Genomic DNA, 24612 nt, shown 5'->3' with positions numbered 1-24612 from the left:
GAATCGAGAGATTCATAAGAAAACGTCATCCTTTCTAGTCTAGCTTTTTTAGAAAGAATAACGTTTTTTTACACTTGGGGGTAGTGAAGATTTTTAAGTTGATGGGCATGTCCAGTGGACCATACAAATATAAAACAACAGGACCAATTTGAGTAGACTTCCCTAAATGAATTTGACACGATGTAACCTTTTCTATATTTTTTAGTATTACTCTGTAATGCAATTTCGTTAAATCATCACTAAAAATAAACTCTGCTACCCCAAAAGCTTCTGTATTTACAGGAGGCACTTCCCTCTTACCTGTTAACCTGGCAAAGAAATGTGTTGTCATAAGGCATTCTCCTTATATAAATTTCCCAGCACTACTTCTACTACTTTATGGTTTAGACATAATCATTTATGACTTTTTCAATTTTAATTACAAAGAAAAGATTCACAAAATCTTTACATTAAAATCGTTCCTGTAGATTGAAAGTCTCTTGTATAATGCACATAGAAAAACATTATAGGAGGTTATTTTGAAAAAAAACAAACACATCTTTCACACATTATTAGAGATTTTTCTCGTCTCATTTAAATTAGGACTTACTTCATTCGGCGGTCCTGTCGCTCATCTCGGCTATTTTCACCACGAATACGTGCAAAAAAGAAAATGGATGGATGAACGAAGCTATGGAGATTTAGTAGCGCTATGTCAATTCCTTCCTGGTCCTGCCAGCAGCCAAGTCGGTATGGGGGTTGGATTATTAAGAGGCGGACTATTAGGAGCTATTATTTCATGGATTGGATTCACTTTACCGTCTGTCCTTATTTTAGTTTTCTTCGCCTCATTCCTTAATCAGTTCGATCTTGGAAGTGCTGGCTGGATTCATGGACTAAAACTTGTAGCAGTAGCTATTGTCGCTCATGCCATATGGGGAATGGCGCGAAAGTTAACTCCAGATCGCAACCGTGCGACGATTGCGATTGTAACTGCCGCAATTGCCTTATTATGGCCAAGTAGTTGGACACAAGTCATCCTTATTATAATATGTGGCTTTATCGGTTGGTTTTTATATCGCAACCAACCAATTAGCCAATCTCAAAATATAAAAGTACCTATTTCAAAAAAGATAGCAGTTTCTTGTCTCGTCTTATTCTTTGGACTCTTACTACTGCTACCGATATTAAGACCGTTTTCTTATTACATCGCTTTATTTGATAGTTTCTATCGCTCTGGCGCACTTGTATTTGGAGGAGGACACGTCGTGCTGCCCCTTCTTGAAGGTGAGTTCGTACAAAACGGAATGATGACGAAAGAACAGTTCCTAGCTGGATACGGATTAACACAAGCAGTACCAGGACCACTATTTACATTCGCCTCGTATATAGGAGCAGTGTTAAACGGGACGCTTGGGGCAATACTCGCAACAATTGCGATTTTCCTCCCTGCTTTCTTACTCGTTATTGGTGTTTTACCATTTTGGAACAGTGTGAGAAAAATATCATTCATACAAGGCGCACTACTTGGTGTTAACGCCGCAGTTGTTGGTATTTTAATTGCCGCTTTTTATGATCCTATTTGGACGAGTACAGTTATAAATGCTTCAGATTTCGTTTTCGCTTCGCTTCTTTTTTGCTTACTAGCTTTTTGGAAAACACCACCTTGGGTTATCGTTATACTGGGAGCCTTTGGCGGATATATTCTGTCCATTTTATAAATAGAAAAAACGACGGCATGATGTAGCCGTCGTTTTTTCTATTAAAACTTCACAAGCTCTATGCCTTCTGGCAACTCACTCTCTGTTAAAATACGCAATTCCTTCACACGATCCATTACGTAAGAAGAACGCTTCACAAGCTCTGGATCAATATAAGCTGGATGAACCATAATTTCTACCGTTTGTTCACCTTGTACTCTTTCTTTTAACTTCACAAAGTAATCTTCCGTCACACCATCCGCATAAAAGTCACTGTAAAACACATCAGAAAATGGATGCACCGCTCTATCTTCCTCACAACGACGAATCGGAACATTATATTTAGCCGCTAATCTCTCAAGAACATCATGTAAAATCGGTAAACCATGCACATGATGATGACTATCTAAATGAGTTGGTGTTAATCCGTAAGATAAAAACTTCTCAATTTGAGCAGTCCATTCTCTCTCAACTTCTTCTGGATTTATATTCCCTTCCCTTACAACACTTTGTTTATGAAACGATCCGTTTTCCCCTACGAGTGACGGTACATCCTTTAACAGTGGTTCTCCTGCCGTTAATACGAGATGTACGCCTACTCCGAGTAGGTTGTACTCTTTCGCTAAGCGTACCGCATGCTCTGTTCCTGGCATATTCATCATCATCGTCGTTGAATTGACAAGTCCATTTATATGCCCATCAATAATGCCGTAATTTGTACCTTCTGTAAGACCGAAATCATCTGCATTTACAATTAACTTAATCATCATAATACCTCCTAATAGAATAAAAAAAGCGGGCTAAATAGCGCCGCTTTTACTTCTCTACCTTTTTAAAGAACTGTGGAAGATACTCTTTATGTGCTTCCAACATTTCATCTAAAATTTGTTTTGCAACTTTATCTGATGGTACAAGTGGATTGATTGTCATAGCAAGCAGCGCCTTATGATAATCCCCTGTAACAGCAGCTTCAATTGTTGTGCGCTCGAATGATTTAATTTGTTGTACTAAACCGCGAACTGGTACTGGAAGATCTCCCACCGCAATTGGTTTTGGACCTTCTTTCGTAATAATACAGTTCACTTCAACAGCAGAATCATGTGGTAAGCTTGCAATTGTTCCGTTGTTTCGTGTATTAACAGGCTGGATATCACCTTTATTATTGTAAATAGACGTAATTAAGCTACATGCTGCATCACTATAATAAGCTCCGCCACGTTTTTCTAATTGTGGTGGTTTAATATCTAAGTTCGGGTCTTTATATAACTCAAATAAATCATTTTCTAATTGTTTTACTACTTCTGCACGTGTACCTTTTTCAACAGAAGCTTCTTTCTCTTCTTCTAACATTTCACGTGTTTTGTAGTAGTAACGATGGTATGGACATGGAATTGCACGAAGTCCGCGAATAAAGTCTGGTTCCCAGTTAAGCGCTGCGATATTTTCCATCGTAATTTGCTTTTCTGGATCTGTTACAAGCTCTAACACGCGGTCCATTACACTCACGCCATCTAAGTATACATCTAGTCCGTATACCATATGATTTAAACCTGCGAAATCAACGTGAACACGACTCGCATCTACTTCAAGTAATCTTGCAAGACCCATACGAATTCCGATCGGAACGTTACATAGACCAACTACTCTTTGAATATTTGTATAACGAAGGACAGCCTCTGTTACCATACCAGCTGGATTTGCAAAGTTAATTAACCATGCATTTGGACAGAGCTCCTCCATATCCTTACAAATATCTAAAATAACAGGAATCGTTCTCAACGCTTTGAATAAACCACCAGGACCATTCGTTTCCTGACCGATTACATCATACTTTAACGGAATTGCTTCATCTTTTGCACGTGCTTCTAATAAACCAACGCGAAGTTGTGTTGTTACGAAGTCAGCATCTTTTAATGCCTCACGGCGATCAAGTGTTAAATGTACCTCGATTGGTAAGCCTGATTTTTTCACCATACGTTTCGCTAAGTTACCAACGATTTCTAACTTTTCTTTTCCTGCCTCAATATCTACTAACCAAATTTCACGAACAGGAAGCTCATCATAACGCTTAATAAATCCTTCAATTAACTCTGGTGTATAACTAGATCCACCGCCGATTGTAGCAATTTTAATTCCAGTCATGCTTTATTCCCCTTTCGCTTCAAGCTTTTTATAAAGATCGATAAACTCTGCTGCTAATTCTTTCACTGTAATCGCATTCATTAAATGATCTTGTGCGTGAATTAAAAGAACACTAACCTCTGTTTTTTCTCCTCTTGCTTCTGATTGTATGAGCTCTGTTTGGAAATGATGCGCTTCATTAATCGCTTCTTTTGCCTTTACCATCGCTTCATCCGCTTCTGCCATTTTCCCCTGTTTGGCAAATTGAAGTGCCTCCATCGCAAAGCTTCGTGCGTTACCACTATTTAAAATCAATTGGAATGGAATTTGTTCTGCTGTAGTCATCATAATTACCGCCCTCTCTATAAGGTTCAACCGATTTAAATACCCCTTCAGTTTGAACATGTCTATTAAAGTATGAATTTATTAATGATAGTTTAGTGTTCATATAGATGTTTTTCATCTTTTTGAACATGATATAAAGGTAATTGTTCTCACAGATTATGTTGTCTGTGAGAACAATTACTATGTTACATAGGTACAGAATTATTATTTCCTTGTGCTGCTGCTTTTTCAGTACGAACAACAGAACGGTCGCATAATACAACGAATGGATAGTAGATTACCATCGCAATTACAAAGTTGAATAACTGTAGAATTGCACCTGAAAGATGTCCACCTGTTACAAGATAACCACTAATAATTGGTGGTGTTGCCCATGGAATCATTGCAACTGTTTTTGGTACCCAACCAATAGATATAGCTGTATAAGAAGTAATTACCAATACAATTGGTGTTATGATAAACGGCAAGAATAAAACTGGATTTAAAATAATTGGTGTACCAAAGATTACTGGTTCGTTAATGTTGAATGCACCTGGACCAATTGATAAGCGAGATACACCGCGTAATTGTGCACTTTTTGCTACAAGTAATACAACTACTAAGAACGCTAATGTTGCACCAGAACCACCAAGATATACGAAAGTATCAAAGAATGGTTTTGTAACAATGTTTGGAACATCAAATGCAGATGTGCCACCTTGGAATAACTTCATATTTTTCTCTAATGCTGGTAAGTATAACGGCTCAATAATACCACCAACGATATTTGGACCATGTAAACCGAAGAACCAAAGAAGATGAACAAGGAGTACAATGACAATTGCACTTGGTAATGTCCCTGCTAAACTTTGCAGTGGTGATTGAATCGTATTAAAGATAAATTCATGAACACTTGTACCAGCTAATTTCACTGCTAATTGAATACCTGCAACTACTGTTAAGATAACAAATGCTGGAACTATAGCTGCGAAAGATCTTAAAACTGCTGGTGGTACTCCATCAGGCATTTTAAAAGTAATGTTTCTTTGTACGAAGAAACGGAATACTTCAGTAACAAGGAGTGCCACAATAATTGCTACGAATAACCCTTGTGCACCTGTCCAAGCTAAGTTCAATCCGCCTTCTTTCGGTGTTGTTGGCGTAAGAATAATTAACGCACCAAATGAAATAATACCTGCTGACAAACCATCAACGCCGTAAGATTTTGCTAAGTTATAACTTGTTGTAAATGCTATGATTAGTGCTAGAATCGCGAAAGAACCAGTCCACATTCCACCGCCAACTTGTTTCCACGTTTCACCAAACAAACCTTTCATGAAATCTTGGAAAGCCTCAGATGGAAAACCATTAATTAGTGATGCCAGTGCACCAACTAAAATAAGTGGCATAACTGCGATAAATCCGTCACGGATCGCAGCTAAATGACGTTGCGACCCGATTTTACCAGCGACAGGAACAATATATTTCTCCATGAATGCAATAAACTTTTGCATTTCGCTTCCCCCCTAATTATTTTTTAAGTGTTAATGCGTGATCTAAAACTGCTTCTCCATTCATCATGCCGTAGTGCATTGGATTGATAACGTCGATTCCAACGTTTCTCTCATCAGCAAGTGTTTTCATTGAAGAAAGCATGTAACGAACTTGTGGTCCTAGTAATAATACATCTGCTTGATCGATATTCGTTTTTACTGCATCCCCAGATACAGCCCAAATCTTGCCTTCTAAACCGCGAGCTTTTGCAGCCGCTTCCATTTTTGTAACTAGTAAACTTGTAGACATCCCTGCTGAGCAACATAATAAAATATTCATTTGAAAATCCCCCTTGTGTAGTATAAAAAATTTATGTTTTATTTATTTTTCTTTACGCTATTTATTAATGCAATTAGCGTGCCAACTTTTTAAAACCACTAAAATCAGCACTTTTTCGACTATTTTCTTTGTGTGTTAACGCTTTCAATTAGTGTGTCGTCCAAAAAACACACAGTGTGTTATAAAACAACACGCTTTTAACACATAACTGTATGAAAATAGATTAGTGTTTAGTTGTCTAGTTATGTTTAATATGAAAAAACACTAAAAAAACTTTTTTATCGTAGGAATCTAGTAAAAAACAACATTTTCTTGGGCTCAGTCTTCTATCTATTCTATTGTCCAAGCAAACTCTACTAGATTACATAAAATAAAATAGAATAAAATAACACAATTCGAAAGGGGATTCCTATGCCAAAACATAGAAAACAAAGCAAAATAAAGATTTATAGAATAACAAGCTATAAAAAAGACAAGCGTTCTGAATTAGACTCTGACAAATTTGAACTAGAACAGCAGGACAAGCATGATATACAAGACAAACAGGATGAGCAGAATAAGCAAGATAAGCAAGTACAATCGGAAAATGTAACTATAGTACCTACAGATTCACACAGCTTAGATGTGTGGGATGAAATTTCTCTAAAGGAAATACAAGCTGGTGAACATACGAGCCTATTTGAAGAAAAGAGTAATTATCAAAATATTAATTTAGTCCAAGTAAACGATGTTCGCTTATACTTGGACAAGCAACTACAATTCAGTTCCGTTGATGAGCAAATTTATCATGAAGCACTTGTACATCCGATTATGGCAAAAGTAATTGATCCAAAACGTGTTCTCATATTAGGTGGTGGCGATGGCCTTGCCTTACGAGAAGTTTTGAAATATGAAACTGTGCTACATGTAGACCTTGTTGATTTAGACGAGGCAATGATTAATATGGCACGTAATGTTCCAGAAATAGTATCTTTAAACAAAAATGCTTTTTTTGATAATCGTGTGAACGTGCACGTATGCGATGCAAAAGAATTTCTAAATTCACCTTCATCTTTATACGATGTAATCATTATTGATTTTCCAGACCCAGCGACAGAATTATTAAGTACTTTATATACAAGCGAACTATTTGCTCGTATAGCTACATTCTTAACAGAAGATGGTGCTTTCGTCTGTCAATCTAATTCACCTGCTGATGCACCTCTAGTATATTGGAGTATCGGTAATACAATTGAACACGCTGGATTAACTGTGAAGAGTTATCATACAATCGTTCCTTCTTTCGGAACTGACTGGGGATTTCATCTTGCTACTAATTCTGCACATGTACTCGATCAAATTGAACAATTATATGTAGTACCAACTCCTCGAACATTGCCTGCTCTTCTTTTTCCTTTATTTCAATTTAAAGAAGAACATTTAGAACAACGTAACCTCGCTCTTTTAAATTCAGAATCAAATCTTATCTTACATCAATGCTACAAACAGGAAATGAAGTTTTGACAATATTATAATAAGGAGTGCTACCCTATGGAATATTCTACTTTTGGCAAGCATATAATAGTAGATTTGTGGGGAGTGGACTTTTCCCTATTAGATGATATGCAATTTTTAGAATATCATCTAGTTACAGCTGCAGATTACTCTGGTGCCCATGTTTTAAACGTAAGTAAAAAAGAGTTCCAGCCATATGGTGTTACTGTATTAGTGTTATTATCAGAAAGCCATCTTTCCATTCACACTTACCCGGAACAAAATTTTGCAGCTATTGACTGTTATACTTGCGGTACAACCGTTGAACCACAAATATCGATTGATTATATCGTAAATATATTAAAACCGGAGCGGATGCATATAAAAAGATTAATTCGTGGTATAGGAGAAATTGTTACTGCCGATTAATTATAACTCTTACTCATCCGAAAAAAGGAGGATTGTAAAATACCATCAGTGGGATGAACATTTCGCTGATGGTACAGGCACATACATAAAATGAAATTTTAATTAGTGGGTGTTTTACTGCCCGTTAATTCAAGATAAAAAAACCTTGCATAAGCAAGGTTCATTCATCCACCGACATCTTCCTATATAACTCTACAAACTCACTCGCTAATTCTTTCACCGTAATTGCATTCATTAAATGATCTTGCGCGTGTACCATTAAAAGAGTAACTTCGGTCTTTTCGCCACCAGCTTCTTTCTGGATAAGCTCCGTTTGTACACGGTGCGCCTCTTTTAATTCCTCTAGTGCTTCTTGTAATTTAGCTTCAGCTTCTGTAAACTCCCCACGCTTCGCACAATCAATTGCTTCCATTGAACAACTTCTCGCGTTTCCCCCATGCAAGATTAAATGAAAAGCTTTCGTCTCTATCGTATCCATTTTAGTTCTTTACTCCCCCTTTTCTTCCGCCAGTTTTTGTTTATCCCATATTTTTAAGAACGGTAAATAAATGAAGAATGCTAGCGCAAAGTTAACAAGTTGCAAAATAACACCTGAAATTTTCCCGCCCGATCCTAAATATCCACTAAAAAGAATAGGTGTCGTCCAAGGTACAGCGGCCCCACTCGGACGTGCGACCCATCCCCATTCCATTGCAAAGTAAGAAACAATTGTTAACACAACTGGAACTAATATGAATGGAATTAGTAAAAGTGGGTTCATTACAATCGGCATACCAAAAGTTACCATCTCATTAATATTAAATATACCAGGTGCAATTGACAATCTCCCTAAACTTTTTAATTGTTGACTTCGTGCAAATAGTAACATTCCGACAACTAGAGCAAGCGTTGCACCAGAACCGCCCATATAAATCCATAAGTCAAAAAACTGTGCCGTAATCGTATTTGGTACATCTTGCCCAGCTTGAAAAGCGACTCGGTTTTGATCCATTAACGACAACCAAACGGGGCTCATTACACCACCAACAATAGTAGCACCATGAATTCCACACGACCAAAGAACATGAACGAGAATAACTGCTATTATTGCGCCCCAAAGACTAGCACCAATTACACTAAGTGGTTCCTGTAAAATTTGTCCTACAATATTATGGATACTGCCAAAAGAAGTATTTTCTATAATTAAGCGTAAAATCCAAATAACTGTTACAACAATAAATCCTGGAACAAGTGCCGCAAATGAACGCGTGACAGCTGGTGGAACTGTCTCTGGCATCTTTATGATTATCTTTTTTTGTACAATAAATCGATAAAGTTCAGTAGATATAAGTGCAATAATCATTGCTACAAATAACCCTTGGCTTCCCATTAATGCAGCTGGGATAGCGCCTTCTACAAGTACACTTTCTTTTGTACTTGGTATAATATATGCAACTTGAAATGGCGTCGCAAGTAAAAACGTCACAAGCGACAATGCCCCGGATGCTAAAGCATCCACTTTATAATACTCTCCAAGCCTGTAAGCGATTCCAAAAACAGCTATTAAAGCCATTATATTAAAAGTTGCACTAACTGGATACCCTAAAGCTCTCTGCCAATTCTCACCAAACAAACCTGCCATAAACTCGTTATATCCGGGTATTGGCAGTGCACTAATAATGAGGAAAAACGATCCAATAATTAAGAAAGGCATCGTTAAAATAATTCCATCTCGAATTGCTTGTAAATGCCTCTGCTCTGCAACCTTCCCTGCTACTGGCATCACATACTTCTCTAAAAACCGTATCATCTATCCCACTCTCCTCATGGTTTCATTGACAACGCTGCTTGCAAGATAGCTTCTCCATTACAAAGTCCGTAATGAACGGATTGAATGACATCAACAGGTATCCCTTTATCCTTACATAATTCTTTCATTTTCGGTAATAAATAACGTACTTGCGGTCCAAGTAAAAGGACATCAGCTTTATCAATATGACTATTCACTTCAGAACCTGATACTGCCCAGATTTTCACTTCTATCCCTCTTGCCTCTGCTGCTTTCTCCATCTTTGTAACAATCAAACTGGAAGACATTCCCGCTGCACAGCAAAGTAAAATATTCATCCCGCTTCCCTCCCCTTTTTTCTCTACCTAAATTATGGTGCACTCCTTGCCACCACTAGGTTACAAATATATATGTCTAGATTTCCTGCTGTATGCCGAGCTTAAAAACAAAAATTTCTTGGTTTTCGCGCTATTCCATCTATCCGTATTCTCCTAGTAAAGAGAACTCTAACTCGCTATAATGATTCAGTATGACTTTTTTTAATTGATAGGAGGATATATTTATGAAGGCATATCGCTTTCCACTTATTTTATTATCTTCTATCCTAATTGGTGGTTTCATTGGTTATTTCATGGGTGCCGATGCAGTTGCTTTAAAGCCGCTTGGTGACATTTTCTTAAACTTAATGTTTACGATTGTTGTACCTCTAGTGTTCTTTAGCATCGCATCGTCTATTGCTAATATGGATGGATTAAAACGTTTCGGTAAAATTATGTCTAGTATGGCTGGGACTTTCTTATTTACAAGTATTTTAGCTGCTATTTTTATGATTATTGTTGTGAAAATATTCCCGCCAGCACAAGGTGTTGTACTAGAACTAACACAACCTGACAAAGCCGGCAAAGCTGTTAGTGTTGCAGATCAAATCGTCGGTATTTTAACAGTATCTGACTTCTCGAAGTTACTATCTCGTGAAAATATGTTAGCTCTTATTTTCTTCTCTATCTTAATGGGGATTGCAACTTCAGCAGTTGGCGAAAAAGGAAAGCCATTCGCTACATTCCTACAGGCTGGTGCAGAGATTTCAATGAAGGTTGTATCTTTCATTATGTACTACGCCCCAATCGGACTTGCTGCTTACTTTGCAGCATTAGTTGGCGAATTCGGACCACAACTTCTTGGAACTTACTTCCGAGCAGCAATGGTATACTATCCTGCTTCTCTAATTTATTTCTTTGTATTCTTCACATTCTATGCATACCTTGCAGGTCGCAAACAAGGTGTACAAGTATTTTGGAAGAACATGGTCTCTCCTACAGTTACATCACTTGCAACTTGTAGTAGTGCCGCAAGTATTCCAGCGAACTTAGAAGCAACGAAGAAAATGGGTATTTCTTCAGACGTTCGCGAAACAGTTGTCCTTCTTGGTTCTACACTTCATAAAGACGGCTCTGTTTTAGGTGGCGTATTAAAAATTGCTTTCTTATTCGGTATTTTCAACATGGAATTCGAAGGACCGAAAACATTAGCAATCGCACTTGTTGTTTCTCTATTAGTAGGAACAGTAATGGGTGCTATTCCCGGCGGCGGTATGATCGGTGAAATGTTAATCGTATCTCTATACGGTTTCCCGCCAGAAGCACTGCCAATTATCGCAGCAATTAGTACAATCATTGATCCACCTGCAACGATGTTAAACGTAACAGCAGATAACGCTTGTGCGGTAATGACAGCTCGCCTTGTAGAAGGTAAGAATTGGATCAAAAACAAATTTGCTTAATAGAAAGAGGATGCTCGTTTAGAGCATCCTCTTTCTTTATTTGTTGATAAGTTAATATTTCCTCTCGCCACAAATTTGTTACAATCTTCACAAATATTCCACATCCATTATCCATTCTCCGTACTATAATCATGTATGGAAAAGGAGATGGAAATAATGACACAAAGCGCACCTGAATTTAAAGTTTTGCAAAGCATTGCATTTCTCGCTGTCGTTTTGCAAAGTTCCTTATTATATACAATGAATCAAGGAAATGTCTTACTTGAGCAATCCCTCATTATGGGCATGCTATTTAACCTTGCAAAATTCTCAGCACCAGCATTCATATTTATCGTTGGATTTCACTTAATTCGTCACTATACGAAGCAATTAGTATATAAAGAATATATTTCTGAAAAAGCGACACACTTACTCATTCCTTATTTCTTTTGGTCTATTCTTTACTTATTAACAACAAACGATCTTATTACGTTACAAAGTGGAATAAAAAGTTTATTACTCGGAACAGCCGCGCCCCATCTTTGGTACGTTATTATGATGTTCCAAATTCACTTATTGTTCCCTTTACTATGCACACTTTTTTATTGGTTTCAAAAACGAACAGAAAATAAAAAAGACATATATAAATATATGACCTTTTTCGCTTGCCTATATTTTCTATTAATGTGGTTCTCTTCTCACTATATTTTTAATGGAGAAAAATTAACAAGTTCAACAATTTTACATTATACAGATCGATCATTTCTATTCTACTCATTCTATTTCGTTATGGGCGGCATTGCCGCTGTAGCACTAAAAACTTGGCGGCTATTCGTCATGAAACATATCCCGCTTATAACAATATTATTTTTCATCTTATTTTTATTCATCAATTATGAGTTGTTTAGTTTTTACGGAGCAAACTCTATCCATTTAACTGTTTCTACCTATTTAAAACCATCTATGTTTTTATATATAGTATGCGAAATTATCATACTGTATGTGTTATCTATTATGATAGTACAGCGTCGTGGTTTCTTATATAAAACGTTACGTTTCATTGGAAATTACACGTATGGTGCTTATTTAGCTCATTTATTCTTCTTGCAACTATGCACAAAACTTCTTTCCTTATTCACGCTGCAAGAAAATACTATATTATATACCCTATTACTATTTGTGTTAACGGCCATTATCTCTATTTCAACAATGGTCATTTGTAGCACAATACCATTTCATACTTGGATTACAGGACCTTCTCCTACAACAAAGATGAAATGGACGAAGGTTGTATTCCGAAAAAATCATAAAAAACTATTCAAGCCATATATTTGATATAATAATACGCATATAAAAAGAAAGCGAGAGACACCTATGATTAATCAAGTTGGACAAATTATGCTATATGTAAATAACCAAGACGAAACAGTACAATTTTGGACAGAAAAAGTAGGGTTCCAAATCATTGCGGAAGAAAATAACGGAAATGGCTTCCGCTGGATTGAAATTGCACCGGCGAAAGAAGCAGGAACAAGCATCGTCCTTCACGATAAAGCGTTAATCGCGAAGATGCAACCTGAACTAAACCTAAATACACCTTCACTTATGTTCTTCTCAAATGACTTAGACCGTCTATATAAAGATCTTTCTGAGAAAAATGTCACAGTTGGACAGGTTGTAGATTTACCTACTGGTAGAGCATTCAACTTTGCTGATAATGAAAATAATTACTTTGCAGTAATGGAACGTAAATAAAAAATAAGCTATCCGAAAAAATCGGATAGCTTATTTCATCTTAAGAAACTTGTTCTACATTCGTTTCTCTATGCTGTATATGACTCGTAATCCAAGCAATTCCACCGGCAACAACGAGATAACATAACAATATTAAAATTTGCATTTGTAATTGCGACCAATCTCCTAAAGAAATAACATCTTGTAATCCTCTAAGAGAATGAGACATTGGGAGAAATTGTCCAATTTTACTAAGAACAGCTATATTTAATTCTCCTGGGAAAGTACCTCCGCTCGTCGCTAATTGCAGGACAAGAAGGGTTACCGCTAAGAACTTTCCAACAAGACCAAATACTGTTACTAGCATAAGAATAAATGTCATGAACGTAAAGGAAATAACAATACTTGATAAAACAAAGAGTGGCACACTTGCGACTTCTAATTTCATAACACCTAGCACAACTACATCTACGAGTAGCGCTTGAATAAGTCCAATTAAATATACCAATCCTAGTTTATTAATAAAATGTACCGTTCCGCTTACTTTCATATTTTGTCTACGGCCAAGCGGTAAAATATTCGATGCCATAATTCCGCCAACATAAAATGCAAGCGATAAGAAATATGGTGCAATACCTGAACCGTAATTAGGCACGTCAGAAACTGTTGACTTCACTAACTGAACTGGCTCTGAGAACATCGTATTGCGTGCATCATCATTACGAATATCCGCTATCTTCTCTGCGCCCTCTCCTAATTTCCTAGAAAGTTCTTTCGCACCATCATCAAGTTTAACAAGTCCGTTCGTTAACTGATCAGCACCATGATTCAGCTCTGTTCCGCCACTGGCAAGTTGATTTACACCTTCTTGTAATGATGTAAATCCAGCTCCCCATTTCGTAAATCCACTAGCTAAATTTGTAGCACCATCTGCTATTTTTTTCGTTCCAGCAGTAGCTTCATTTAACTTAACTCCGAATGTATTCATACCTTCTTCAACCTTATGCTGACCATTTGCAAGCTTCTGCGCACCTTGTGTTAATTGTTGTTGGCTATTATTTAAAATACTTGTTGCTTTAGTTAGTCCATCAGACGTAGCAACAATTTTTTGAAAAGCGGGATCTTGCTGCACTTCTGGATGATTTTTCACGTACTCTTCTAATTGTTGTTTTATACTATTAGCTGCACCATCCGCTTTTACTTGGCCTTCAGCAAGCTTCTCACTTCCGCTCACCCATTCATTTGTATCAGCACTTAATTCACTAACCCCTGATTGTAACGTTTTTTCACCTTGTGCTAATAACTCCATACCACTATGAAGTGAAGTTGCTCCTTGACTTAGCTCATTCGCTCCGTCAGTTAAGGCTGATTTGCTAGAAGCAAGTTTTTCACTTCCCTCTTTCACTTTTGATGTCCCGTCACTTAAACGATGAATACCATCTGCAAGCTGATCTGCCCCATTTCTTGCATCTGTCGTTCCTTCATGTAACTTCCCAGCACCATTACTTGCATCACTCAACCCTTGTGCTAAGTCTTGAAACTTTGAAAACACACCTTCTGTATAAGATTTCGTAATACTATTTGAAATTTTTGTTTTCATATTTTCAACAGCTGTCGTTCCAATTTGCGCTGCTACAAAGTTTTTACCCGGATTTACTTTGTACTGCAATTGTGCTGGTTCTGGTTTCTCATCCATAAGTGTACTTACCTTTTTAGAGAAATCAGCTGGAATCGTAACAACCATATAGTACTTATCTTCTTTTAGCCCTTCATCAGCATTTTTTTCTGATACGAAATGAAAAGCCAGTTCTTTATTCTCCTTTAAATTTTTTACAAAATCGTCTCCTGCATGAATTGTTTTCTCATCCATCGCAGCACCTTTATCTAAATTCACAACCGCAACAGGTAATTTATCTAATTTTCCGTACGGATCCCAATATCCAGCTAAAAAGAATCCTGAATAAATTAACGGAACGATTAATAAAAAAATTAAAGCGATACGTCCATGTTTATGGTGCCACATCGCTTTCCAATCTTTAAATACAAGTTGAATTCCCTTCATGAAACATACTCCTTCTCCGAATTTAACACCATTAGAATGGTTTAACAGATTTACTATACACGTCACTTTCCATACTGTATAATACATCTTTAATTATTAATTCATTCCTTTTGGTCTATAGAAAGGAGACTCGAAATGGAACTGCTCCAGTTAAAATACTTTCAGACAGTCGCACGACTAGAACATATGACAAAGGCAGCTGAAGAATTGCATATCGCACAACCTTCACTCAGCAAAACAATAGCTAGACTCGAAAAGGATTTAGGCGTTCCTTTATTTGATCGCCAAGGTCGACAGATTACTTTAAATTCTTTCGGAAAAGTATTTTTAAAACGAGTAGAGCGTATTTTTCATGAATTAAGCGAAGGGGAACGAGAAATTAAAGATTTAGCCGAATTACAACAAAGCTCTATTACACTAGCCGTTTCTATTCCGAGAATATTACCAGAACTACTTGGCTCTTTTTTACTAGAACATCCTAACGTTCGGTTCCAACAATTTCTGGCATCCACTCCTTCTATGAAACGACAACTAGATAATATAGAAATTGACTTTTGTATCTCCTCTGTGCCAATTGAAGGAGAAGAAATTGTTTGGGAACCACTTATTACAGAAGAAATTTTCTTAGTCGTCCCTTCAGGCCATCGTTTATCAGGCCGAGAAAATATCCACCTCCATGAAGTAAAGGACGAACCGTTCATTAGTATGAACACTGGTTATGGATTTCGGCACTTAACGGATGAATTTTGTAAAGAAGCTGTTTTCACTCCACATATTGCTTTTGAAGTCGATGAACCGACCGTGATTAGCGACCTCATTAAGCAAGGTCTCGGCATCGCTTTTGTTCCAAGTTTAACTTTATTAAAAAACTCTACTTTAGCATCGAGCAAGTTGCGTATTATTGAACCCACTTGTCAGCGAACCATCGGATTAAGTTGGTCAAAAAAACGCTACTTATCAAAAACAGCTCAGCAATTCCGTGAATTCGTGATTGACTACTTCTCTAATATTAGGACGTAAAATTATATGAACAAATAAAAGGTGCCACCCTCATATGGTGGCACCTTTTATTGTTCACTCTTTTTTAATTCCATTTCAGCTAAAAGTGGTAGTACGTTATCAAAAATATGCGTATTATTATTTTCACCTGTTACATATCCACCGTAATATCTACTAAATACGTTGTCATTTCGGAATGTGGCCATATGATCATACAATTCCTTCGCAAACTTTGTATCACCTGTTTGTAGTACGTACAAAATCGTTAGTCCATACGCGGCCGGCGATTCATAATTCACAGTTTGTTTTCCCGTTTCTAAATTGTAACGACCGTATAGCTTTCCATCCTCCCGGAACTTCTTCTTTATAAATTCCAAATAAGCAGCTGATGAAAGACCACCTAAACTTCGATGATATGCAACGTATGATTGGTCAATAAGATTCACTTCTTTATCGTACGTAAATGTACCATCTTCTTTATACTCTTTTGGGAATGCCCAGCCATGCCTTGGATAATCTGCTAAAAATTGAACGACTTCCTGATATTGCTGAGCAGAAACTTTGCCGTACTTCTTCATATAGGAGAATGCACGCGGATTTATGTATGATGTTGTTACAAAATTATTTTGTTTCCCTGCATCTGCATCATAATAATCAACATAATAATTATCTTTTTTATTATAACGAAGTACAGCATCACTTAATTGATCGGCAAGGTTTTTATAACGCTCTTCCTTATACATTTCATAAGCACGATATAATTGTTCTATAATACGAAGATCATCTATAAGTGCATTTGTAGCTGACTGCCTCTCTCCCTTTTCAGAGAGTTTCCATAAAACAATATGATTCTTATATATGAAATTATCTTGAATAACCTTTACTTGCTCATCAAATAACGCCTGATCATCTTTATCAAGTGTATACTGTAACCATAATCCCGCCGATTCTGATAAAGCTTCACGTCCCTTAGCTTCACCCGTACCTGCCTTAGTATCTACTAAACGATACGTAGCAAGTGTTCCATTGTCATTCACCATATGTCTTAAAATAAAATTTTCTGTACGGTTTCCTTGTAAAGCTGACCAAAATACAATTCCACCTAAAGCGATTAAGAAGATAACTCCAATCCCTATATATAAACGTTTCCGCAATCTTTTCACCTCCCTAGTAAGGCTAACCTTAATTTTATCAGAACATACATAAATTTAAAAAAGACAATCTATTAGATTGTCTCCCCCCATTTCTATCCCTCGCAAACCTCTTTAGAAGGTTTATATAGCGATTGTACAAGTCGATCATATTCACGACGTGTAATTTCTTTATTATATAGCTTCAATAATAAATCTCTATGCTCTTTTGAAAATGCCATCTTTTTAATGACTTCAGGATACATAAAACACCCTCCCCATTTCACATAAACTTCTTTATTCCAAAAACAGAACTTATGTTCGCATAAAAGATTATAAAAGATTCCTGAGCAAAAAACAAACAAAACATGACCAACTATTTATTTCTTTCTATTCAAAATATTACAACATTATATTATCATATTCACTTTTTAAATACATATATATTTTTGGTAGTTTTTTTGAATAAATCTTCCAATTCAATCAGAAAATAATGGCAAAAAAGAAGAGGAGTTTACATATGGATACGGTAACATTAGCAAGAGCATTTTTCGGTTCTTCATTAGCATTCCACATTATCTTTGCAACACTTGGGGTCGGACTTTCATTGATGATTTTTATAAGCGAAATACTCTATCACTGGAAGAAAGACTCCGACTATGCCATTATGGCGAAAAGATGGACAAAGGCGTTTGCTATTCTTCTCGGTGTAGCAATTCCAACTGGAACAATCGTTGGTGTGCAAATCTCACTTCTTTGGCCTGGTTTCGCCAAAATTGTTGGGCAAGTTATTTCTGTTCCCTTCCAAATTGAGATTTTCGCCTTCTTTTTGGAGGCTTTATTCATGTCGATTTACGTATATGCAGCCGATAAACTTCCTCCATTTATGAGATTAATCTCGCTATTTTTCGTCATGCTTGGTGCCACGGCATCCGCCGTGCTTATTACATCAGCAAATACATGGATGAATACACCAGCAGGCTTTTCAATGAATCCAGATGGATCTGTTTTTAACGTTGATCCTTGGAAAGCTTTCTTTAATCCGAGTTTTGGTACAAGTGCATTCCACGTCGTTATTACGGCTTATGCAACTGGTGCGGCTGTCATTGCTTCTATCGCTGGATTTAAATTATTGAAGAAAAATTTAAGTACACGTGAAATTGCTTATCATAAAAAAGGGCTGCTATTAGGGCTTGTCGTTACATTTATTACAGGCGCTACGATGTGGCTTTCAGGACATGAATCAGCGATCGCCTTACATAAACACTCACCTGAAAAACTTGCATCTGCTGAAGCTTTATTTGAAACGACATCACACGCACCGCTATCCATTGGCGGAGTTGTGGATCCCAATACACTTGAACTAAACTATGCACTTGAAATTCCCAACATGCTTAGCTTATTAGTGGGACTAGACCCTAGCACTGTCGTAAAAGGTCTAAAGGAATTTCCCCAAGAAACATGGCCACCATTTTATACACATACACTATTCAACTTAATGGTCGGCACCGCTGCGTTTACCTTTGCAGTTGCAGCAATTGCGCTCTTATATTGGTACTTCGTTTACCGAAAAAAGGGAACAGAACTACCGAAGTGGCTACTTTGGGGGACTGCCGCATGCGGACCAATTATGATGCTCGGTATTGAATTCGGATGGATTTTCAGTTGTAGCGGTCGTCAACCATGGACAATTTATGGTATGCAACGTACCGTCGATGCATCTACACGCGCCGATTTCGTCGGTCCTTTATTTGTTTTGTTCATCATTTTATATATTGGACTCGCTATTTTAACAGTCATTGTTCTACGGACATTCTTTAGAAGACATCCATTAAAGAATGATTTACAACACCAAGGAGGCGATTCTCATGCATGAGGAAAGTATTGCAATCATCATCTTATGGGCCCTTATTTTCGTATACAGTATACTAGGGTCCATCGATTTTGGAGCTGGTTTTTGGGGCATGGTATACGCAAAACATCCGACGCTCGCTGCTAAACTTGCGAATCGGTACTTATCACCAACTTGGGAGGTAACAAATACGTTTCTCGTCTTCGTCGTTGTCGCATTTCTCGGCTTCTTTCCGAAAGCGGCCTTTACTCTTGCGACAGTAATGTTCGTACCAGTTATGTTAATTTTAGTGCTCGTTGCAGTACGTAGTACGTTTATGGTATTTGCTTACTCCTTGCCAAAATATCAGTACCTTCTTCGGGTTATTTCAGGTATTACTGGTCTCTTAATTCCAGCACTATTAATTACCGTTTTACCCGTTACAGAGGGAGCCTATATTACAATGTCTGAAGGAAAAGAAGTACTCCTGTATGGAAAACTTCTTTCTAGCCCGGTTATCTACTGTTATATGCTTTTCGGACTAACGTCTGAACTATTTCTCTCCTCTCTCTTTCTTGCTGATTTTGCGAGAGAACAAAGTTCAGAAGATACGTATAGAATTTATAGAAGAAATGCTATCATTCTTGGTCCTGCAACGCTCGTTACAGCAATCATCGCCCTCGTTGTAATGGACCCAGAAACACATTGGCTTATGCAAGGATTAATAAAGCAATTCCCGTGGTTTACAGTTTCTATTGTTTTATTCGTTATCGGATACTCGTCCCTTTGGTGGACAAACAAAAAATACAATACACTAGGATACCCTCGCATTGCCGTTTTAGCTGTCGTCGCTCAATATGCATTTGCAAGCTACGCTTACGGCGTCGCGCATTTACCGTATATTATTTATCCTGACGTAACTGTATTTACAAGCTTCACAACGACAGAAACGTTCTATGCACTGCTCATTCTATACGCAATTGGGATTGCAATTTTATTACCAGGATTTATTTTCTTCTGGAATTTATTCTTGAAGGATCGTACTTTTTTGAAGGAAAAATAATATAGTCTTGGAGTCTGTCCCAAAAGGCATTTTGGAATAGACTCCTTTTGTCATGTTTTGTCGATAAGTCGATATATTTTAAAAATCGCTGATATATTTTGAGTTGCGCCGATATATCTCCATAATCGCTGATATATTTTAAGTTGCGCCGATATATTTCAATAATCGCTGATATATTTTAAGTTGCGCCAATATATCTCCATAATCGCCCATATAAATTTCATTTACTATTTTACTGCCCCAATAATTTATAGACGCCTCTCATAATAGTTATTTCACTATTCGTGACACTTGTCCTTTAGCTTGAAAAACACATATTCGCTTCATCTCGTTATACGTCTAGTTCTTCTTATTTTTTGCTGAATATACTAACAATATAAACTTGAGACAAGCTACATCTGTTCAAGGGAAAATAGAAAGGTAGGCAAAATATGAGCATTGAAATATGGATTACTATTATTGTATTCTTCTTAACGATGATCGTTATCTTTTGGCGGCCTCGAGGTTTGAATGAGGCGTGGCCAGCAGCAATCGGAGCTGGTATCATCATAATTACTGGACTTGTATCAAAACCAGACGTCATGGATATTATAAGTAAAATTGGCGGTGCTTCCATAACAATATTAGCGACCATCGTCATGGCAGTTATATTAGAAAGCTTCGGCTTCTTCCATTGGTCCGCAGCGAAACTAGCAAATCTAGCAAAGGGTTCTGGACGCCGTCTATACTGGTATATTCAATTATTATGTTTTCTTATGACTCTTTTATTTAATAACGACGGTAGTATTCTAATTACAACTCCCATTTTAATTCTTCTTCTAAAAAACCTTCAATTAAAACCACATCAACAAATTCCTTATTTATTAAGTGGCGCTTTAATCGCTACTGCATCTAGTGCACCAATTGGTGTAAGTAATATCGTAAACTTAATTGCATTAAATATCGTTAATATGACTCTTTATATGCATACTGCTATGATGTTTGTACCTGCAACATTAGGCTTATTATTTATGTCATGGCTCATGTATACAGTTTTGAAGAAAAAACTTCCGAAAAAATTACCTGTATCTTCATATGATATTGAAGAAATTTTCTTCACGAAAAACTTCCATCCACTAAAAGGAAATAATTCTGTTGATACGAAACAAAAACGGACAAGATTCATGTTAAAAGTATTAGGTTTCGTCTTCCTGATGCGCTGTCTTCTATTCGTTGCATCCTTCTTATCCATCCCAATTGAAATCGTTGCAGTACTTGGTTCACTCGTTCTTCTCATTTGGAGATGGTACTACTTACGAACAAACCCTGTCGACATTTTGAAAAAGACACCGTGGCACATTTTAATTTTCGCCTTCTCTATGTACGTCATTATTTACGGACTCCACAACGCAGGATTAACAGCTGCACTTGTACAATGGCTCGAGCCAATTGTGAATCAGCATCTACTCTATGCTAGCTTTGCAATGGGCGGACTTGTATCCATCCTCTCTAACGTCTTCAATAACCATCCTGCCCTTATGATTGGTACAATCACATTAACAGAAATGGGACTAGATCCAGTCACATTAAAAACAATCTATCTTGCAAACATCATTGGTAGTGACATCGGTTCACTATTACTACCAATTGGTACACTAGCTTCACTCATTTGGATGTATATTCTGAAACAAAACAAAATTAAAGTAAAATGGAAAGACTATTTAAGTGTATCCCTTATCGTTATCCCGCTCACAACAGTCGTCTCACTATTCCTCTTATTCTACTGGGTACATCTCTTCTTTGCCTTATAAACAACAGAATCCCCATTTGCTACCGTCTTAGCAAATGGGGATTCTTCTATAATAAAGTTAGGTACTACAGTGTGATCAATCAAGTAAAGAGGTGTAACGTGTTATTGATATAAATGACTACCAGCTTCTTTAAATTCTTCTGCTTTCTCTTTCATTCCTTTTTCAATTGCTTCTGTCGTTTCTAAATCATTTTCTTTTGCATATTCACGAATATCATGTGAAATTCTCATACTACAAAACTTCGGTCCACACATTGAACAGAAGTGAGCTGTCTTTGCCCCTTCTGCAGGCAACGTTTCATCGTGATATTCCATCGCACGTTCAGGATCTAAAGATAAATTAAATTGATCGCGCCAACGGAATTCGAAACGTGCTTTTGAAAGTGCATCATCACGCTGATGAGCCGTTTTATGTCCTTTCGCAAGATCAGCCGCATGCGCTGCAATTTTGTACGTAATAACACCCGTGCGTACATCATCTTTGTTTGGCAAACCTAAATGTTCTTTCGGCGTTACATAACAAAGCATCGCCGTTCCAAACCAACCGATCATCGCAGCTCCAATTGCCGATGTAATATGGTCATAACCGGGTGCAATATCTGTCGTTAGCGGCCCAAGTGTATAAAACGGCGCACCCTGACAAATATCAAGCTCTTTCTCCATATTCTCTTTAATTAAGTGCATCGGTACGTGTCCAGGTCCTTCAATCATAACTTGCACATCATGTTTCCAAGCAATCTTCGTTAATTCGCCAAGTGTTTCAAGCTCAGAAAACTGTGCTTCGTCATTTGCATCTGCAATAGACCCTGGACGTAATCCATCTCCAAGAGAGAACGAAACATCGTACTGCTTCATAATTTCACAAATCTCTTCAAAGTGAGTATATAGGAAGTTTTCTTTATGATGGAATAGACACCACTGCGCCATAATCGAACCACCGCGCGAAACGATACCTGTCGTACGCTTTGCCGTGATTGGAATGTAACGAAGCAATACACCAGCGTGAATTGTAAAGTAATCAACGCCTTGCTCCGCCTGCTCAATTAACGTATCACGATATACTTCCCACGTTAAATCTTCTGCAATTCCGTTTACTTTTTCCAGCGCTTGATAGATCGGTACAGTTCCAACTGGTACAGGCGCGTTACGAATAATCCACTCACGCGTCGTATGAATATTTTTACCTGTAGATAAATCCATAATCGTATCTGCACCCCAGCGAGTAGCCCACGTCATCTTCTCTACTTCTTCTGCAATCGAAGAAGATACAGCTGAGTTTCCGATATTCGCGTTTACCTTCACATGGAAGTTACGACCGATGATCATCGGTTCAGCTTCTGGATGATTGATATTCGCTGGTAAAATAGCGCGGCCTTCTGCGATTTCCTTACGAACAAACTCCGGCTCTACCCCTTCACGAATCGCAACATATTCCATCTCAGAAGTAATAATGCCATTACGTGCATAGTGCATTTGCGTAACGTTTGCACCTTGCTTTGCTCTAAGTGGCTGGCGATCCATTTGCGGGAAAACAGGTGTATGTTTCGAAGCCACTTTCACACCGTCATCCTCTGGTTTCACTTCACGCCCTTCGTATGCTTCTACATCACCACGCCCCATAATCCAAGAGTGGCGCGGCGTTGGAATCCCCTTTTCTAACTCCACTTTATACTCAGGATCCGTATAAGGGCCGCTCGTATCATACACACGAATTGGCGGATTTGGAACGCCATTCGTTTTGCTTTGTTCAATCTCACGCATCGGCACTTTCATGCCTGCGCGTGGTCCATCCACATATACTTTCTTACTCCCTGGTAAACTCGATTTCAATTCAATTTGCTCAGCTGAAACAGATTGTTTCATAATTTTTTTTGCCCCCCTGTACGTGACAAGGACGAGATATGGCCAGCGTATGCCAAAATAAAAAGAGCCAGGTCCATAAAAAAATAAGGACCTGGCTCATAAAAGACATCATTATGTAAAGCCGTTAACTTCCCTACGCTGGTACGAGCCAGATCAGGTCCAAAGGGTTAAGAAGTTCACGCGCTTCTCTCTCAGCCTACGCATACGTTAGGCACCCCTAGTTTATCACTGATTTAATTTTCAATACTTTCCCATCATACACCATAATCTGAAAAATTCAAAGCTTATTTCTTTTGCTCTTTACGGAATCATCCACGTTAAATAATACGCCTGCACATACGTCATAATACCAACAATAATTACGAAGAATAAGCTATGCTTCACTGTAAAACGGAACAAATCCGATTCTTTTCCAGCAAGACCAACCGCTGCACAAGCGATCGCAATCGACTGTGGGGAAATCATTTTACCTGTTACACCGCCTGTTGTATTTGCTGCAACGAGAAGCACTTCAGATACGCCGACTTGCTGCGCTGTAATGGCTTGTAAATTTGAGAACAGTGCATTCGCAGACGTATCAGACCCTGTTAGGAATACGCCAATCCAGCCTAAGAATGGTGAGAAGAACGGGAATAGGCCGCCAGTTCTGTACTGACCCCTGTCAAGTAGACAGTAATTAAAACGCATAGTTAAGAAGCCTGAGTTCGATATTCGTATGGACTCAGGTTCTTTAATTTTTTCTGAAAACGATGGTG

The 24612-nt window shown here is 37.7% G+C and carries 23 protein-coding genes, 1 pseudogene and 1 riboswitch; of the genes and pseudogenes, 10 read left to right on the top strand and 14 right to left on the bottom strand.

Annotated features, from left to right (window positions below):
• Positions 1-94: 94 nt before the first annotated feature.
• Positions 95-331: pseudogene (exsM, locus tag MR168_RS23515) on the bottom strand (exosporium regulatory protein ExsM); the annotation flags it as partial.
• 187 nt (positions 332-518) lie between these two features.
• Here exsM and MR168_RS23510 point away from each other — a divergent pair.
• Positions 519-1700: a chromate transporter gene (locus MR168_RS23510; protein WP_086412810.1), complete on the top strand. Its 1182-nt coding sequence runs from the start codon at positions 519-521 to the stop codon at positions 1698-1700.
• Between the two features lie 41 nt (positions 1701-1741).
• Here MR168_RS23510 and chbG read toward each other — a convergent pair whose 3' ends face one another.
• The 5 genes from chbG to MR168_RS23485 form a co-directional block, all read right to left on the bottom strand.
• Positions 1742-2446 carry a chitin disaccharide deacetylase gene (chbG, locus tag MR168_RS23505; RefSeq protein WP_000593496.1) on the bottom strand — a complete coding sequence of 235 codons (705 nt, stop codon included), beginning with the start codon at positions 2444-2446 and terminating at the stop codon, positions 1742-1744.
• A 49-nt stretch (positions 2447-2495) separates the two neighbouring features.
• Positions 2496-3821 (bottom strand): 6-phospho-beta-glucosidase, encoded by a 1326-nt coding sequence (gene celF / locus MR168_RS23500; protein ID WP_000145762.1) that lies wholly within the window; start codon positions 3819-3821, stop codon positions 2496-2498.
• A gap of 3 nt (positions 3822-3824) precedes the next feature.
• Entirely contained in the window at positions 3825-4148 is a 324-nt protein-coding gene (locus tag MR168_RS23495) for a PTS lactose/cellobiose transporter subunit IIA (protein ID WP_000989055.1), read from the bottom strand.
• A 182-nt stretch (positions 4149-4330) separates the two neighbouring features.
• Positions 4331-5638: a PTS cellobiose transporter subunit IIC gene (gene celB, locus MR168_RS23490; RefSeq protein WP_001168822.1), complete on the bottom strand. Its 1308-nt coding sequence runs from the start codon at positions 5636-5638 to the stop codon at positions 4331-4333.
• A gap of 16 nt (positions 5639-5654) precedes the next feature.
• Entirely contained in the window at positions 5655-5957 is a 303-nt protein-coding gene (locus tag MR168_RS23485; protein ID WP_001023569.1) for a PTS sugar transporter subunit IIB, read from the bottom strand.
• A gap of 411 nt (positions 5958-6368) precedes the next feature.
• Here MR168_RS23485 and MR168_RS23480 point away from each other — a divergent pair, with 411 nt between their 5' ends.
• Both MR168_RS23480 and speD read left to right on the top strand, forming a co-directional pair.
• Entirely contained in the window at positions 6369-7460 is a 1092-nt protein-coding gene (locus tag MR168_RS23480; RefSeq protein WP_001123963.1) for a polyamine aminopropyltransferase, read from the top strand.
• Positions 7461-7487: 27 nt separating this feature from the next.
• Positions 7488-7859: an adenosylmethionine decarboxylase gene (gene speD / locus MR168_RS23475; RefSeq protein WP_000456823.1), complete on the top strand. Its 372-nt coding sequence runs from the start codon at positions 7488-7490 to the stop codon at positions 7857-7859.
• 160 nt (positions 7860-8019) lie between these two features.
• On the opposite strand, the gene MR168_RS23470 is transcribed toward speD, so the two are convergent.
• Genes MR168_RS23470 through MR168_RS23460 form a run of 3 tightly spaced genes read right to left on the bottom strand, consistent with a single transcriptional unit; the run spans position 8020 to position 9965 of the window.
• Entirely contained in the window at positions 8020-8337 is a 318-nt protein-coding gene (locus MR168_RS23470; protein ID WP_000379645.1) for a PTS sugar transporter subunit IIA, read from the bottom strand.
• A gap of 9 nt (positions 8338-8346) precedes the next feature.
• Positions 8347-9648, bottom strand: coding sequence for a PTS cellobiose transporter subunit IIC (gene celB, locus MR168_RS23465; protein ID WP_086412809.1), 1302 nt, complete (start codon positions 9646-9648; stop codon positions 8347-8349).
• A gap of 14 nt (positions 9649-9662) precedes the next feature.
• On the bottom strand, positions 9663-9965 hold the full coding sequence (locus MR168_RS23460; protein WP_001023543.1) for a PTS sugar transporter subunit IIB: 303 nt from the start codon (positions 9963-9965) through the stop codon (positions 9663-9665).
• Positions 9966-10189: 224 nt separating this feature from the next.
• Here MR168_RS23460 and MR168_RS23455 point away from each other — a divergent pair, with 224 nt between their 5' ends.
• The 3 genes from MR168_RS23455 to MR168_RS23445 all read left to right on the top strand — a co-directional run bounded on the left by MR168_RS23455 (position 10190) and on the right by MR168_RS23445 (position 13141).
• Positions 10190-11407 carry a dicarboxylate/amino acid:cation symporter gene (locus tag MR168_RS23455; RefSeq protein ID WP_000649362.1) on the top strand — a complete coding sequence of 406 codons (1218 nt, stop codon included), beginning with the start codon at positions 10190-10192 and terminating at the stop codon, positions 11405-11407.
• 156 nt (positions 11408-11563) lie between these two features.
• Positions 11564-12721: an acyltransferase gene (locus MR168_RS23450; protein WP_000194344.1), complete on the top strand. Its 1158-nt coding sequence runs from the start codon at positions 11564-11566 to the stop codon at positions 12719-12721.
• Between the two features lie 39 nt (positions 12722-12760).
• Positions 12761-13141, top strand: a complete 381-nt coding sequence (locus tag MR168_RS23445; protein WP_000610162.1) for a VOC family protein — start codon at positions 12761-12763, stop codon at positions 13139-13141.
• Between the two features lie 40 nt (positions 13142-13181).
• Here the strand turns inward: MR168_RS23445 and MR168_RS23440 are convergent, their stop codons facing one another.
• Complete coding sequence (locus MR168_RS23440; RefSeq protein WP_242291530.1) at positions 13182-15182, bottom strand: YhgE/Pip family protein; 2001 nt, start codon at positions 15180-15182, stop codon at positions 13182-13184.
• Between the two features lie 135 nt (positions 15183-15317).
• Here MR168_RS23440 and MR168_RS23435 point away from each other — a divergent pair, with 135 nt between their 5' ends.
• Positions 15318-16202, top strand: a complete 885-nt coding sequence (locus MR168_RS23435) for a LysR family transcriptional regulator (RefSeq protein ID WP_086412807.1) — start codon at positions 15318-15320, stop codon at positions 16200-16202.
• 47 nt (positions 16203-16249) lie between these two features.
• Here the strand turns inward: MR168_RS23435 and MR168_RS23430 are convergent, their stop codons facing one another.
• Positions 16250-17335 carry a transcriptional regulator gene (locus MR168_RS23430; RefSeq protein WP_140159431.1) on the bottom strand — a complete coding sequence of 362 codons (1086 nt, stop codon included), beginning with the start codon at positions 17333-17335 and terminating at the stop codon, positions 16250-16252.
• A gap of 92 nt (positions 17336-17427) precedes the next feature.
• On the bottom strand, positions 17428-17577 hold the full coding sequence (locus tag MR168_RS23425; RefSeq protein WP_000283179.1) for a hypothetical protein: 150 nt from the start codon (positions 17575-17577) through the stop codon (positions 17428-17430).
• A gap of 254 nt (positions 17578-17831) precedes the next feature.
• Here MR168_RS23425 and cydA point away from each other — a divergent pair, with 254 nt between their 5' ends.
• From cydA to MR168_RS23410, 3 genes are all read left to right on the top strand, one after another.
• On the top strand, positions 17832-19187 hold the full coding sequence (gene cydA / locus MR168_RS23420; protein WP_000381980.1) for a cytochrome ubiquinol oxidase subunit I: 1356 nt from the start codon (positions 17832-17834) through the stop codon (positions 19185-19187).
• Positions 19180-20205, top strand: coding sequence for a cytochrome d ubiquinol oxidase subunit II (locus MR168_RS23415; protein ID WP_000544187.1), 1026 nt, complete (start codon positions 19180-19182; stop codon positions 20203-20205). Before cydA ends, MR168_RS23415 begins: the two co-directional genes overlap by 8 nt.
• Before the next feature lie 431 nt (positions 20206-20636).
• Positions 20637-21995 carry an arsenic transporter gene (locus MR168_RS23410; protein ID WP_242291529.1) on the top strand — a complete coding sequence of 453 codons (1359 nt, stop codon included), beginning with the start codon at positions 20637-20639 and terminating at the stop codon, positions 21993-21995.
• A gap of 101 nt (positions 21996-22096) precedes the next feature.
• Here MR168_RS23410 and thiC read toward each other — a convergent pair whose 3' ends face one another.
• Together thiC and MR168_RS23400 are read right to left on the bottom strand one after the other, a co-directional pair.
• Complete coding sequence (gene thiC / locus MR168_RS23405) at positions 22097-23857, bottom strand: phosphomethylpyrimidine synthase ThiC (protein WP_086412804.1); 1761 nt, start codon at positions 23855-23857, stop codon at positions 22097-22099.
• A gap of 113 nt (positions 23858-23970) precedes the next feature.
• A riboswitch (TPP riboswitch) is annotated at positions 23971-24086 on the bottom strand.
• Positions 24087-24157: 71 nt separating this feature from the next.
• Positions 24158-24612, bottom strand: a 455-nt coding sequence (locus MR168_RS23400; protein WP_242291528.1) for an L-lactate permease, incomplete at its 5' end; no start/stop codon positions are given.

It is taken from the genome of Bacillus cereus group sp. BfR-BA-01356, assembly GCF_022663635.1.
Taxonomy (GTDB): domain Bacteria; phylum Bacillota; class Bacilli; order Bacillales; family Bacillaceae_G; genus Bacillus_A; species Bacillus_A cereus.
The sequence above is the reverse complement of the archived record's forward strand: the minus strand, read 5'-3'. Positions and strand labels throughout refer to the sequence as shown.

Coding starts and splice junctions, on each gene's coding strand:
- chbG (WP_000593496.1), bottom strand. CDS start 2,446: ATGATTAAGTTAATTGTAAATGCAGATGATTTCGGTCTTACAGAAGGT.
- celF (WP_000145762.1), bottom strand. CDS start 3,821: ATGACTGGAATTAAAATTGCTACAATCGGCGGTGGATCTAGTTATACA.
- MR168_RS23495 (WP_000989055.1), bottom strand. CDS start 4,148: ATGATGACTACAGCAGAACAAATTCCATTCCAATTGATTTTAAATAGT.
- celB (WP_001168822.1), bottom strand. CDS start 5,638: ATGCAAAAGTTTATTGCATTCATGGAGAAATATATTGTTCCTGTCGCT.
- MR168_RS23485 (WP_001023569.1), bottom strand. CDS start 5,957: ATGAATATTTTATTATGTTGCTCAGCAGGGATGTCTACAAGTTTACTA.
- MR168_RS23480 (WP_001123963.1), top strand. CDS start 6,369: ATGCCAAAACATAGAAAACAAAGCAAAATAAAGATTTATAGAATAACA.
- speD (WP_000456823.1), top strand. CDS start 7,488: ATGGAATATTCTACTTTTGGCAAGCATATAATAGTAGATTTGTGGGGA.
- MR168_RS23470 (WP_000379645.1), bottom strand. CDS start 8,337: ATGGATACGATAGAGACGAAAGCTTTTCATTTAATCTTGCATGGGGGA.
- celB (WP_086412809.1), bottom strand. CDS start 9,648: ATGATACGGTTTTTAGAGAAGTATGTGATGCCAGTAGCAGGGAAGGTT.
- MR168_RS23460 (WP_001023543.1), bottom strand. CDS start 9,965: ATGAATATTTTACTTTGCTGTGCAGCGGGAATGTCTTCCAGTTTGATT.
- MR168_RS23455 (WP_000649362.1), top strand. CDS start 10,190: ATGAAGGCATATCGCTTTCCACTTATTTTATTATCTTCTATCCTAATT.
- MR168_RS23450 (WP_000194344.1), top strand. CDS start 11,564: ATGACACAAAGCGCACCTGAATTTAAAGTTTTGCAAAGCATTGCATTT.
- MR168_RS23445 (WP_000610162.1), top strand. CDS start 12,761: ATGATTAATCAAGTTGGACAAATTATGCTATATGTAAATAACCAAGAC.
- MR168_RS23440 (WP_242291530.1), bottom strand. CDS start 15,182: ATGAAGGGAATTCAACTTGTATTTAAAGATTGGAAAGCGATGTGGCAC.
- MR168_RS23435 (WP_086412807.1), top strand. CDS start 15,318: ATGGAACTGCTCCAGTTAAAATACTTTCAGACAGTCGCACGACTAGAA.
- MR168_RS23425 (WP_000283179.1), bottom strand. CDS start 17,577: ATGTATCCTGAAGTCATTAAAAAGATGGCATTTTCAAAAGAGCATAGA.
- cydA (WP_000381980.1), top strand. CDS start 17,832: ATGGATACGGTAACATTAGCAAGAGCATTTTTCGGTTCTTCATTAGCA.
- MR168_RS23415 (WP_000544187.1), top strand. CDS start 19,180: ATGCATGAGGAAAGTATTGCAATCATCATCTTATGGGCCCTTATTTTC.
- MR168_RS23410 (WP_242291529.1), top strand. CDS start 20,637: ATGAGCATTGAAATATGGATTACTATTATTGTATTCTTCTTAACGATG.
- thiC (WP_086412804.1), bottom strand. CDS start 23,857: ATGAAACAATCTGTTTCAGCTGAGCAAATTGAATTGAAATCGAGTTTA.